The sequence below is a fragment of the Kitasatospora sp. NPDC004289 genome (assembly GCF_053602875.1).
This window is the reverse complement of sequence record NZ_JBSGEL010000001.1, coordinates 91,608-103,642: the sequence shown is the minus strand read 5'-3', so window position 1 is coordinate 103,642 and position 12,035 is coordinate 91,608. Positions and strand designations below refer to the sequence as shown.

Genomic DNA, 12,035 nt, shown 5'->3' with positions numbered 1-12,035 from the left:
CGAGCTGGTGCGCGTCAGCTCTTCCAACGCGGCTTGCGGTCGCCGCCGTTGAAGCTGCCCGAGCGGCTGCCGCGGTCGTCGCGGTTGAAGCCGCCCGAACGGTTGTCACGGTCGCCACCGAAGGAGCGGCCGCCACGGTCGTCGCGGTTGAAGCCACCCTGCGGACGGCCGCCGGAGCGGTGGTCGTCGCGGCGGGCGAACGGACGGCTGCCGCCGCCACGGCTGTCGCGGTCACCGAAGGACGGACGGTCGCCACCGAAGGAACGGCTGCCGCGGTCGTCGCGGTTGAAGCCACCCGAGCGGTTGTCACGGTCGCCACCGAAGGAGCGGCCGCCACGGTCGTCGCGGTTGAAGCCACCCGAACGGTTGTCACGGTCACCGAAGGAACGGCCACCACGGTCGTCACGGTTGAAGCCACCGGTGCGCGGGGCACGGTCACGGTCGCCACCGAAGGAGCGGCCGCCACGGTCGTCGCGGTTGAAGCCACCCGAACGGTTGTCACGGTCACCGAAGGAACGGCCACCACGGTCGTCACGGTTGAAGCCACCGGTGCGCGGGGCACGGTCACGGTCGCCACCGAAGGAGCGGCCGCCACGGTCGTCGCGGTTGAAGCCACCCGAACGGTTGTCACGGTCACCGAAGGAACGGCCACCGCGGTCGTCACGGTCGCGGTCCCGGCCGAAGCCACGGTCACGGTCACGGTCGCCGTAGGACGGACGCTCGTTGCGCGCCTCGCGGTACGACGGGGTCCGCTCGGCGGCCTCGGCGGCCACCGGGGCGGCGGTCTCGACGGCCGCGCCCTCGGACGCCTCGTCGGCGGCCTCGACGGCCGGCTCGTCCTCGATGCCCAGCTCGGCCCGCTCACGCGCCGCACGGGCGGCCAGACGGTCGGCCTCCTCGCGCAGCTCGGTGGCGCGGCGCTGCGCGCGCTCCAGCTGACGGGTCATCTCGGCGACCTCGCGCTCGGCGGCACCGGCGATGCCGGAGGCCGACTCGGCCTGCACCTCGACGAGCGAGCGGGCGCCGGTGATCTTGGCGACCTCGGCGTCGAAGGCGTGGTCGAGGATGTGGCGCGAGGCGTCGACGCCCGCGTCCTCCATCAGGCGGAAGACGCCGCGGCGCTGGTGCGGGAGCACCAGGGTGACGACGGTGCCGGAGCGGCCGGCGCGGGCGGTGCGGCCGGAGCGGTGCAGGTAGTCCTTGTGGTCACCGGCCGGGTCCACGTTCAGCACCAGGTCGATGCCGTCGACGTGGATGCCGCGGGCGGCGACGTCGGTGGCGACGACCACGTTGACGTAGCCGTCCTTGAAGTCGCCGAGGACGCGGGTACGGGCGCCCTGGGTCATCCCGCCGTGCAGCGCGTCGGCCTTCACGCCGGCCTCGATGAGCTGCTCGGCCACGCGGTCGGCGCCCATCTGGGTGCGGACGAAGATGATCGTGCGGCCCTTGCGGGCGGCGATCGCGTTGGTGATCGGCGCCTTGTCCTTCGGCTTCACCACGAGGATGTGGTGGGTCATGGTGGTGACCGCACCGGCCGAGGGGTCGACCTCGTGGGTGACCGGGCTGTTCAGGTAGCGCTTGACCAGGGTGTCGATCTCGTTCTCCAGGGTGGCGGAGAACAGCAGGCGCTGGCCGCCGGCCGGCACCTGGTCGAGGATCTCGGTGACCTCGGGCAGGAAGCCCATGTCGGCCATCTGGTCGGCCTCGTCGAGCACCGCGACCTGGACGTCGTCGAGCTTGGCGGAGTTGCGGTTGATCAGGTCGCGCAGACGGCCGGGGGTGGCCACCAGCACGTCGACGCCGCGCTCCAGCGCGTAGATCTGGTTGGACATCGAGGTGCCGCCGCAGACGACCTTGAGCTTGAGGCCGAGCACCGAGCCGAAGGGCTCCAGGGCGTCGGCGACCTGCATGGCCAGCTCGCGGGTCGGGACCAGGATCAGGCCGCGCGGGTGCTTGGGCCGGGTGCGCTCGCCGCCCGCCAGGCGGGTCAGCAGCGGGAGGCCGAAGCTCAGGGTCTTGCCGGAGCCGGTGCGGCCGCGGCCCAGCACGTCCTTGCCGGCCAGCGCGTCCGGGATGGTCGCGGCCTGGATCGGGAACGGGGTGGTGACGTCGCGCTTGGCCAGCGCCCGGACGATCTCGTCCGGCAGGCCCAGGTCACCGAAGGTGATGGTGGGCTCGGCGGCCTCGGTCTCGTCGGCCTCGACGGAAGCGGACTCGACGGCGGCGTCGGTGGTGTCGATGGAGTCGGTGGCCTCGACCTCGGTCTCGAGGGAGGCGGTGTCGGCGGCGTCCGAACCGTTCGCGGGCATGCTGAAGCGGTCGTCGTCAACGAGAGACATGCAAAACCTTCCGGAAGTGGCACGCGCCAAAGTCCGGGGTTCTGTTCACAACCGCCTCTATGCGGTCAGCCACGGATCGCCGGAACGCGCCAAGGGCGCCAGATGGGAGTAGGGCGCCAATCAAATGGATCAAACTAACGATCTACCACCATACGGGAACCTCCGGATCAAAGGCAAACGTGCTGGCCAGGCCGGTATCAGCCAGCCGGACTGGCGCTCGGGGCAGTGGTTCCGGGGTCGGTCGGGGTGGGGTCCGGGGTGGGCGAGGCCGCCGGCGGCGGGCTGGAGCTGGGCTCGGCGGTCGGGGAGGAGGCGGCCGTGGGCGAGGAGCTGGGCAGCCCGTGCTCGCCGCCGGCACCCCTGGACGGCGAGGGGGAGGCCGAGGCCGCCGGGGCGCCGGGGCTGGGCGGGGCGCTCCCCACCATGGCCGGCACGGGCACCGGCTGGCCGGCACCGGGCGCCTCCGCGCCGGGCGTGGCCCCGGGCACTCCGGCCTGCGCCGAGGCGCTCGCGCCCCCCGCGCGCTCCACCCGCTGGCCGCTCACCGCCTTCCCGGGGGCGTGCGTCCCACTCCCGCCCTTCCCCGGCGCGCCGGTCTGACCCACCGGCCGGCCGCTCACCTGCGCGTCCGAGGAGGCCGATCCGCCGACCGACATGCAGCCGGCCATGCTCGCCCCGGCCAGCGCCAGCACCGCCCCCGCGCGGGCCACCCGGACCACCCGTGCCACTCGTGCCGCTCGCGCCACCCGCGCACCCTGGACCGCCATCTGATCCGCCGTCACCTGGGCACCTCCCCTGCTCGGCGGCACGCGCCGGCGCGGCACCCGCCGCGCCCGGTCCACCTGCGGTGACCAACGCGCACCCGACGGCCAGGACACGGCCCTCCCCCGAACGTCCCACCAGGGCACCGGCATCCGACCGACCGTCAGAACACCCGTGCGCCAAGGGGGCCCGCGCCGGCACGCCGGGCGAACGCCCGTCCGCACCGGGCCCCGGGCACCCGCCCGGACCGGCCTCCCCGCGACCCCGCGACCGGGCCTCAGAACGCCCCTGCCAGCGCCGCCCCGGCCCAGACCGCCGCCAGCCCGGCCACCAGCGTGCCGAGCACGTTCACCACCGCCGCCCGCCGGGGGCCGGCCTCGGCCAGCCGCAGCGTCTCCCAGGAGAAGGTCGAGTACGTGGTGAGCGCCCCGCAGAGCCCGGTGCCGAGCAGCAGCTGCCCGCGGCTCCCGCAGACCCCCGCCACCAGCCCGAGCAGCAGCGAGCCGGCCACGTTCACGGCGAAGGTGCCCCAGGGCAGCGCCGCCCCGTACCGGGCCCGCAGCGCACGGTCCGTCAGGTAGCGCAGCGGAGCGCCGGCCAGCGCACCCGCCGTCACCAGCAGCCAGTTCACGAGGCCTCCCCCCGTCCGGCCTCGCCCCGTCCGGAGGTCCGCCGCCCGGACGTCCACCGCCCGGCCAGCCACCTGGTCGCCCCGGCCGCCACCCACACCGCCGCCAGCGCCCCCAGCAGGGTGGCCGCCGCGTACGCCGCCGCGAGCGGCAGCCGGCCGGCGTCGGCCAGCCGGTGGACGTCCAGCGCGTAGGCGGAGAAGGTGGTGAAGCCGCCGAGCACCCCGGTGCCGAGGAACGGCCGGACCAGCCGGTGCGGCTGCCGCACCTCGGTGACCAGCACCATCAGCACGCCCATCGCGGCGCAGCCCAGCACGTTGACGGTCCAGGTGGTCCAGGGGAAGCCCCCCTCCGCCACCGGCCGGACCAGCCCCGCCCCGTACCGGGCGAGCGCCCCGAGCGCCCCGCCGAGCGCGACCACCAGGACGACCGGGCCCTCGCCCGACCACCGCTCCCGTCGCTCCGTCCCCGTCCGCACCGCCCCAGTCAACCACCGGCACGCCGGAGACCCGGTGAACTGCCGTCGCGGATGATCTGGCACACCGTCACCCCACGCCCGACAATGGACCGGTGGACATGACCCGGGACGAGTTCGAGACGCTGGTCGCCGATGCCCTGGACCAGATCCCGCCGCAGCTCGCGGCGATGATGGACAACGTGGCGATCTTCGTCGAGGACGAGCCCGACCCCTCCGACCCCGACCTGCTCGGGCTCTACGAGGGGACGCCGCTGACCGAGCGCGGCGAGTGGTACGCCGGGGTGCTGCCCGACCGGATCCTCGTCTACATGGGCCCGACCCTCCGGATGTGCGACACCCGGGAGGAGATGGTCGCCGAGGTCCGCACCACCGTGATCCACGAGGTGGCCCACCACTTCGGCTTCGACGACCACGAGCTGCACGAACTCGGCTGGTCCTGAGCCCGCGACCCTCCCGCCCCGCCCGGAACCGTTTTGGCGTTCACGACCGGCATCCCATATGCTTCTCACGTCCCCGACCGGTGCGAGTCACCCGGACGGGCCGCAAGCCCTCATCGTCTAGTGGCCCAGGACGTCGCCCTTTCAAGGCGGTAGCACGGGTTCGAATCCCGTTGGGGGCACGCAGTACCCGTAGTACAGTCAGTGCAGCAAGACCGGACGTCAGTCCGCCAAGGTCCTGTGGAGCAGTTGGTTAGCTCGCCACCCTGTCAAGGTGGAGGTCGCGGGTTCAAGTCCCGTCAGGATCGCTCGTCCCGCAAGGGACGGTGCAGTACGGCCAGGTAGCTCAGTTGGTACGAGCGTCCGCCTGAAAAGCGGAAGGTCGCCGGTTCGACCCCGGCCCTGGCCACAGCGTGAGCCCCGAAGCGGAAGCTTCGGGGCTCTTCTGTTTCCCCGTCCTGGCGCCCCGTCACCCCGCTCCGACCCGGGGCCCCGTGGGGCCCCGGCCGGGGTGCCGGGGGCGCTGAGGGTGCGTCAGAGGTCCTTGCGGCGGTAGAAGCCGTACTCGGTCCCCATGGTGGCCACCCGCGAGACGGTGCCGGAGCGGCTGGCGTTCTCGATCGCGATGTACTTGGTGTGGGACTCGTCCACCCAGCCGCCGAAGAGGATGGTGTGGCCGCTGTTGATCAGCGCGTCGCCCGGCTTGAGGTCGTTCTTGGAGATCTTCTCCGAGACGCTCGGGTCCATCAGGGCGGTGGTGTTGAGTCCGCCGTAGGAACCCGGGTCGAGGCCCCAGGCGGCGCTGACGAAGCCGGAGCAGTCGACCCGGTACTTGTCGGTGATGGCGCCCTGGCTGTAGCCGAGCTTCATGTCGACGCGCTTCATGGCGCGCTCCAGGATGTCGTGCCGCTCGTCCGAGAGGCCGTCCAGCTTGGGGCGGACCAGGGCGCCCTTGCCCTCGCCGTTGTGCGGGTGCTTGCCGTAGGAGTCCTTGCCGCGGGCCCAGTCCTCCCAGCTGTCACCGTTGATGTAGCGGACGTTCTTGTCCCCGGTGGTGTGGTCCTTGTACTTGCTGTGGTCGCCGTTGCCGTCGGGGCGGGTGCTGCCGCCGCCACCGCCGTCACCGCCGCCGGTCCCGTGACCGCCGCCACCGCCGTTGCCGCTGCCCTTGCCGTCGCCCTTGCCGGCTATCTCGGTGGAGGCGGGGGGCTGCTTCTTCTCCTTGTCCTTCATCTCGTCGTGCACCTTCCGCTCCGCTTCGGTGTACTCCTTGATGACCGACTTGATCCGCTCGGCGTCCTGGGCGATGCCCTGGGTGAGCTTCTCCTTGGTCTCCATCAGGTGCCGAGCCCGCTTCTCCACCTCCTTCGCGTCACTCAGCACGTCGTACGCGACGGCGAAGCCGGCTATGCCGGCCAGCGGGCTGACCGACAGGTCGACGGCGACCGCCTTGGCCAGGGTGGACTGGATCTTCCCGAGCTTCGCCTGGAGCTCCGCCATCCTCCGACTGGTCTCCTGCCAGTCCTTCTGGATCTTGCCGAGCTCCTGCAACTGGACGCCGAACTGCTCACCGGCCATGGTCCCCGTACCCCTTGTCGTCCTGGTGAATGCGCTGTCGGTCAGAAGCTGGCGAGCCGCTTGACCGCCTGGCTGAGCCCTTCGAGCTCGTCGGCGACCCCGGAGATCTCGCGGACCCGGCCCTGGGCGTGGTTGACGAAGGCGTCGGCCGCCGGGCCGTGCCAGGTCAGGTGGCCGAGCGCGGTGTTGACGTCCTTGCCGAGCTTGTCGAACTCCTTGCCCAGTTCGGCCAGTTCGGCGGCGATCTGGTTCAGTTCGTCCTCGCCGCCGCCGAACATCTCGCCGAGCGCCCAGCGGGCGATCTCGGCCGGGGCCATCACGATGTCCTTGACCAGCTTGGCGCCCGAGGTCACCAGACCAACGGCGTCGTCCCATGCCGCACTGAAGAAGTTCAAAGCCGCTCCCCCGGAACCTCACGTCGAAAAGAAAAGGATGACAATCCGTCAAAAGGCTATCGGACCACCCTGCCACCACGGAGCCCGCAGGGGTGCGCGGCGCCGCGCGGCACTGCTACAACGAGCGGACCCCGGAGGCCAGCACGGCGACCGCCTCCAGCGCGAGCCGCCCGTCCGGCCCGGCCTGCGCCGCGGCCAGCCGGTCGTACTCCCGCTTGAGCCCGGCCACCCGCGGAGCCGGCAGCCCCGTCACCACCAGGCCGACGTTGGCCACCCCGCCGGCCGGGCCGGCCCACCAGTCCTCCGGGTCCGCCCGGTGGGTCCAGGCCAGCTCCCGGCCGTGCGGCTCGGCCCAGCCCGCCTCCGCGAGCAGCCCGGCCAGGCCCTCCGGGGTGCGCTCGAAGGCGACCGGGACGGGCGGGAAGGAGGGGCGCTCCACCCCCTCCTCGTCCAGCACCCGGTTGAACAGGTCCATCGCGCGGTTCCCGGCCGTGTGCCAGAGCGTGACCGCCACCCGGCCGCCGGGGCGCACGACCCGGCGCAGCTCGGTCAGCGCGGCCACCGGATCGGCCACGTGGTTGACCACGAAGTTGGCCACCACCGCGTCGAACCCGCCGTCCGCGAAGGGGAGTTCCGGCAGCTGGGCGAGCGAGACCGGCACCCCGGGCAGCCGTTCGGCGGCCGCCTTCACCATCTGCGGCTCGGCGTCCACCGCCGTCACCTCGGCGCCCAGCGCCAGGGCGGCGGCCGCCGCGTTGCCCGTGCCGGTGCCGACGTCCAGCAGCCGCACCCCGGGGCCGGCCCCGGCCGCCGCCAGCAGCGCGGGCAGCGCTCCGGCACAGAGCCCGGCGAACCCCCGCGCGTACGCCTGCGCCACCCCGTCGCCGCCCCACATCCGCCGCTCGTGCACGTCGAAGTCCTGCACACCCGCTCCTGTCGTCGTTCGGTGCTCCACCGGAAGAGGACGCGGCCGGAGCCGGTTCGGCTCCACCGGCCCGCGCCCGGGTGCCCTGCGGGCGGCAGAGGGGGGAGAAGAAGGGGGCCGAAAGAAGTCAGGGCTGGAGCCGGTTCGGCTCCACCCGGCCCCGGCCGGGGTGCCCTGCGGGCGGCGGAGAGGGACGGCAGGCGAGGGGGACGGCGGAAGCGCCCGCGGGCCGGGGGCTCCGTGGGCGTCGGGGCGGGAACAGGAACCGTCCCGGCCGCGCTTCACCCGCGGTGGCCCCCGCCGGAGGCCCGTTCGGCTCCACCCCGGTGCCGCAGGCCCGTGCGCGCGGAGGGCGAGGGGGCCCGTCTGTGACACTGGAGGGGCTCGAAAACCGAGGTGCGCCCGCGCGCTCCTCCTTGCGAACCTAGAGGGATGTCCGCAGTGAGTTCTCCCGTAGCCCAGCCCGCCGAGGCCCCGAAGGCGCCCAGCATCGGGGAGCTGGCCGCCCGGCTGCCCGAGCTGACGCTGCGTGACCAGCAGCGGATCGGCCGCCGCCTGGACGGCGCCCGCCGGGTCCGCAAGCCCGAGGCCCGGGAGGCCATCGCGGCCGAGCTGGTCACCGAGATCGACCGGGCCGAGCAGCGGATGGCCCAGCGCCGCGCCTCGGTGCCGGTCATCCGCTACCCCGCCGAACTGCCGGTCAGTCAGAAGAAGGACGACATCCTGGCGGCCGTCCGGGACCACCAGGTGGTGATCGTCGCGGGCGAGACCGGCTCCGGCAAGACCACCCAGATCCCGAAGATCTGCCTGGAGCTCGGCCGCGGCGTGAAGGGCCTGATCGGCCACACCCAGCCGCGCCGGATCGCCGCCCGCACGGTGGCCGAGCGGGTGGCCGAGGAGCTGGACACCCCGCTCGGCGAGGCGGTCGGCTGGAAGGTCAGGTTCACCGACCAGGCCGGTCCGAACACCCTGGTCAAGCTGATGACGGACGGCATCCTGCTGGCCGAGATCCAGACCGACCGGGACCTGCGCCAGTACGACACCCTGATCATCGACGAGGCCCACGAGCGCAGCCTCAACATCGACTTCCTGCTCGGCTACCTCAAGCAGCTGCTCCCCCGCCGCCCCGACCTCAAGGTCGTGATCACCTCCGCGACCATCGACCCGGAGCGCTTCGCCGAGCACTTCGACGGCGCCCCGATCATCGAGGTCTCCGGCCGCACCTATCCGGTCGAGGTCCGCTACCAGCCGGTCCTGGAGGAGGACGAGGACGGCGAGGAGATCGACCGCGACCGGGACCAGGTCCAGGCGATCTGCGACGCGGCCCAGGAGCTCCAGGCCGAGGGCCCGGGCGACATCCTGGTCTTCCTCTCCGGCGAGCGCGAGATCCGCGACACCGCGGACGCCCTCAACAAGCTGAAGCTCAAGTTCACCGAGGTCCTCCCGCTCTACGCCCGGCTGAGCTCCGCCGAGCAGCACCGGGTCTTCCAACGCTCCAACTCCCGCCGGATCGTGCTGGCCACCAACGTCGCCGAGACCTCGCTGACCGTCCCCGGCATCAAGTACGTGATCGACCCGGGCACCGCCCGGATCTCCCGCTACAGCCACCGCACCAAGGTCCAGCGCCTCCCCATCGAGGCGATCAGCCAGGCCAGCGCCAACCAGCGCAAGGGCCGCTGCGGCCGCACCTCGGACGGCATCTGCATCCGGCTCTACTCGGAGGAGGACTTCCTCTCCCGCCCCGAGTTCACCGACGCCGAGATCCTGCGCACCAACCTCGCCTCGGTCATCCTCCAGATGACCGCCGCCGGCCTCGGCGACATCGCCGCCTTCCCCTTCCTCGACCCGCCGGACTCGCGCAACATCAAGGACGGCGTCAACCTGCTCCACGAGCTGGGCGCCCTCGACCCGGCCGAGAAGGACCACCGCAAGCGCCTCACCCCGCTCGGCCGCAAGCTGGCCCAGCTCCCGGTGGACCCGCGGATGGCCCGCATGGTGCTGGAGGCCGACCGCCTGGGCGTGGTCCGGGACGTCATGGTGATCGCCGCCGCGCTCTCCATCCAGGACCCGCGCGAACGCCCCGCCGAGAAGCGCCAGGCCGCCGACGACCGGCACCGCCGGTTCAACTCGGAGACCTCCGACTTCCTGGCCTACCTGGCGATGTGGCGCTACGTCAGGGAGCAGCAGAAGGAGCTCTCCTCCTCCGCCTTCCGCCGGATGTGCAAGACCGAGTTCCTCAACTACCTGCGGATACGGGAGTGGCAGGACCTCTACACCCAGCTGCGCACCGTCGCCAAGCAGCTCGGCGTCACCTTCGAGGAGCCCCACGAGGACGCGGAGCCGGACGCCGACCGGATCCACCAGGCACTGCTCACCGGCCTGCTCTCGCACCTCGGCCTGTACGACGTGGAGAAGCGCGAGTACGGCGGCGCCCGCGGCGCCCGGTTCGCGATCTTCCCGGGCTCGGGCCTGTTCAAGAAGCCCCCGCGCTGGGTGATGTCCGCCGAGCTGGTGGAGACCTCGCGCCTGTGGGCCCGGATGAACGCCAAGATCGAGCCCGAGTGGGTCGAGCCGCTGGCCGAGCACCTGATCAAGCGCAGCTACAGCGAGCCGCACTGGGAGAAGAAGGCCGGCGCGGTGCTGGCGTACGAGAAGGTCACCCTCTACGGGATGCCGATCGTCGCCCAACGCAAGATCAACTACGGTCGGATCGACCCCGAGCTCTGCCGCGAACTGTTCATCCGCAACGCCCTGGTCGAGGGCGACTGGGAGACCCACCACCGCTTCTGGGGCGAGAACCGCAAGCTGCTCAGCGAGGTCGAGGAGCTGGAGAACCGGGCCCGCCGCCGCGACATCATGGTGGACGACCAGACCCTGTTCGACTTCTACGACGCCCGGCTGCCGGAGGAGATCGTCTCCACCCGGCACTTCGACGCCTGGTGGAAGAAGGCCCGGCACGGCCAGCCGGACCTCCTCAACTTCGAGAAGTCGATGCTCATCAACGACTCGGCGGACGGCGTCACCGAGGCGGACTACCCGGACTACTGGCAGCAGGGGAAGCTGAAGTTCAAGCTGACCTACCAGTTCGAGCCGGGCAGCGACGCCGACGGCGTCACCGTCCACATCCCGCTCCCGGTGCTCAACCAGGTCACCGCCGAGGGCTTCGACTGGCAGATCCCGGGCCTGCGGGCCGAGCTGGTCACCGCGTACATCCGGGCCCTGCCCAAGGCGATCCGGCGCAACTTCGTGCCCGCCCCGGACTTCGCCGCCGCCGCGCTGCGGCAGGTGAAGGACCGTCAGGAGCCCCTGCTGCCCACCCTGGAGCGGATCCTCAAGCGGATGACCGCCATCACCGTCCCCCCGGAGGCCTGGGACGACGAGCGCGTCCCGGACCACCTGCGGATCACCTTCCGGGTGGTGGACGGCAAGAAGAAGCTGGCCGAGTCCAAGGACCTCGAGGACCTGCGCCTGAAGCTCAAGCCCAAGCTCAAGGAGACCCTCTCCTCGGCCGCCTCCGGCCAGGGCATCGAGCGCACCGGCCTCACCTCCTGGCCGGAGGGCCTGCCGGTGCTCCAGCGCACCTTCGAGCAGCGCTCCCGGGGCCACTCGCTGCGCGCCTACCCGGCACTGGTGGACGAGAAGGACTCGGTGGCGATCCGGCTCTTCGACACGCCCGAGGCCCAGCGCCAGTCGATGTGGGCGGGCACCCGGCGGCTGCTCATGCTGACCGTCAACTCCCCCGCCAAGTCCATCCAGGGCCGCCTGGGCAACCAGGCCAAGCTGGCGCTCTCGCACAGCCCGCACGGCTCGATCCCGGCGCTGTTCGAGGACATCGTCTCGGCCGCCACCGACCGCCTGATGACCCTGCACGGCGGCCCGGCCTGGGACGAGGCGGCCTTCACCAAGCTCTACGACAAGGTCCGCGCCGACCTGTACGAGCTGTCCGCCGACACCACCCTGAAGACCGCCACCGCCCTGATCGCCTTCCACAAGGCCTCCACCCGGCTCAAGACGGTCTCCAGCCCGGTCCTGCTCACCGCCGTCAACGACGTCCGCCTGCACCTGGCCTCACTGGTCCACCCCGGCTTCGTCACCGACACCGGCTGGCAGCGCCTGCCCGACCTCAAGCGCTACCTGCTGGCCGTCGAACGCCGCCTGGAGGCCCTGCCCAACCACCCCCAGCGCGACCTCCAGCACCTCGCCAAGGTGCAGCAGCTCCAGGACGCCTACGGCGAGCTGCTCGCCAAGGTCCCGGCCGGCCAGGAACCCTCGGCCGAACTGCGGGCGGTCCGCTGGATGATCGAGGAGCTCCGGGTCAGCTTCTTCGCCCAGGGCCTGGGCACCCCGACGCCCGTCTCGGAGAAGCGGATCCTCAAGGCGATGGAGGCCGCGGCGGCGACCCTCTAGGGGTGGTCTCCTCGCTCGGGCCGGATCAGCGGGCGTCGTTGGAGGGCCCCTCCTGCTCGGCGGCGGGCAAGGAGGGTGCGTGCCT

Annotated in this window: 9 protein-coding genes and 3 tRNA genes; 6 read left to right on the top strand and 6 right to left on the bottom strand. The window is 72.3% G+C overall.

All coding sequences use genetic code 11. The features are described from left to right. Window positions 1-14: 14 nt before the first annotated feature. A complete protein-coding gene (locus tag ACWEPF_RS00465) occupies window positions 15-2,339 on the bottom strand; it encodes a DEAD/DEAH box helicase (RefSeq protein ID WP_452170810.1) in 2,325 nt (774 codons plus the stop codon). Between the two features lie 258 nt (window positions 2,340-2,597). Between ACWEPF_RS00465 and ACWEPF_RS00460 the strand changes: the two genes are divergently transcribed. After that, a complete protein-coding gene (locus ACWEPF_RS00460; RefSeq protein WP_452170809.1) occupies window positions 2,598-2,939 on the top strand; it encodes a hypothetical protein in 342 nt (113 codons plus the stop codon). 439 nt (window positions 2,940-3,378) lie between these two features. Here the strand turns inward: ACWEPF_RS00460 and crcB (ACWEPF_RS00455) are convergent, their stop codons facing one another. Together crcB (ACWEPF_RS00455) and crcB (ACWEPF_RS00450) are read right to left on the bottom strand one after the other, a co-directional pair. Further along, window positions 3,379-3,732, bottom strand: coding sequence for a fluoride efflux transporter CrcB (crcB, locus tag ACWEPF_RS00455; protein WP_452170808.1), 354 nt, complete (start codon window positions 3,730-3,732; stop codon window positions 3,379-3,381). Further along, the gene (gene crcB, locus ACWEPF_RS00450) at window positions 3,729-4,208 is read right to left on the bottom strand and encodes a fluoride efflux transporter CrcB (RefSeq protein WP_452170807.1); all 480 of its coding nucleotides are present in this window, start codon (window positions 4,206-4,208) and stop codon (window positions 3,729-3,731) included. Before crcB (ACWEPF_RS00450) ends, crcB (ACWEPF_RS00455) begins: the two co-directional genes overlap by 4 nt. A gap of 98 nt (window positions 4,209-4,306) precedes the next feature. Between crcB (ACWEPF_RS00450) and ACWEPF_RS00445 the strand changes: the two genes are divergently transcribed. From ACWEPF_RS00445 to ACWEPF_RS00430, 4 genes are all read left to right on the top strand, one after another. Further along, window positions 4,307-4,648, top strand: coding sequence for a metallopeptidase family protein (locus tag ACWEPF_RS00445; protein ID WP_452170936.1), 342 nt, complete (start codon window positions 4,307-4,309; stop codon window positions 4,646-4,648). Window positions 4,649-4,754: 106 nt separating this feature from the next. Next, window positions 4,755-4,827, top strand: a tRNA-Glu gene (locus ACWEPF_RS00440). Window positions 4,828-4,879: 52 nt separating this feature from the next. Next, a tRNA-Asp gene (locus ACWEPF_RS00435) sits at window positions 4,880-4,953 on the top strand. Window positions 4,954-4,980: 27 nt separating this feature from the next. Then, a tRNA-Phe gene (locus ACWEPF_RS00430) sits at window positions 4,981-5,054 on the top strand. A 125-nt stretch (window positions 5,055-5,179) separates the two neighbouring features. Here ACWEPF_RS00430 and ACWEPF_RS00425 read toward each other — a convergent pair. From ACWEPF_RS00425 to ACWEPF_RS00415, 3 genes are all read right to left on the bottom strand, one after another. Continuing rightward, window positions 5,180-6,223 (bottom strand): hypothetical protein, encoded by a 1,044-nt coding sequence (locus tag ACWEPF_RS00425; protein ID WP_452170806.1) that lies wholly within the window; start codon window positions 6,221-6,223, stop codon window positions 5,180-5,182. A gap of 41 nt (window positions 6,224-6,264) precedes the next feature. Continuing rightward, a complete protein-coding gene (locus ACWEPF_RS00420) occupies window positions 6,265-6,618 on the bottom strand; it encodes a WXG100 family type VII secretion target (RefSeq protein ID WP_345290665.1) in 354 nt (117 codons plus the stop codon). Between the two features lie 115 nt (window positions 6,619-6,733). Further along, complete coding sequence (locus tag ACWEPF_RS00415) at window positions 6,734-7,543, bottom strand: class I SAM-dependent methyltransferase (protein WP_452170805.1); 810 nt, start codon at window positions 7,541-7,543, stop codon at window positions 6,734-6,736. Between the two features lie 432 nt (window positions 7,544-7,975). Here ACWEPF_RS00415 and hrpA point away from each other — a divergent pair, with 432 nt between their 5' ends. Beyond that, on the top strand, window positions 7,976-11,950 hold the full coding sequence (gene hrpA, locus ACWEPF_RS00410) for an ATP-dependent RNA helicase HrpA (protein WP_452170804.1): 3,975 nt from the start codon (window positions 7,976-7,978) through the stop codon (window positions 11,948-11,950). Window positions 11,951-12,035 lie beyond the last annotated feature (85 nt).

What these genes read in the sequence shown, in the direction of transcription:
- ACWEPF_RS00465 (WP_452170810.1), bottom strand. Translation starts at nt 2,339, where the DNA reads ATGTCTCTCGTTGACGACGACCGCTTCAGCATGCCCGCGAACGGTTCG.
- ACWEPF_RS00445 (WP_452170936.1), top strand. Translation starts at nt 4,307, where the DNA reads ATGACCCGGGACGAGTTCGAGACGCTGGTCGCCGATGCCCTGGACCAG.
- ACWEPF_RS00425 (WP_452170806.1), bottom strand. Translation starts at nt 6,223, where the DNA reads ATGGCCGGTGAGCAGTTCGGCGTCCAGTTGCAGGAGCTCGGCAAGATC.
- hrpA (WP_452170804.1), top strand. Translation starts at nt 7,976, where the DNA reads ATGTCCGCAGTGAGTTCTCCCGTAGCCCAGCCCGCCGAGGCCCCGAAG.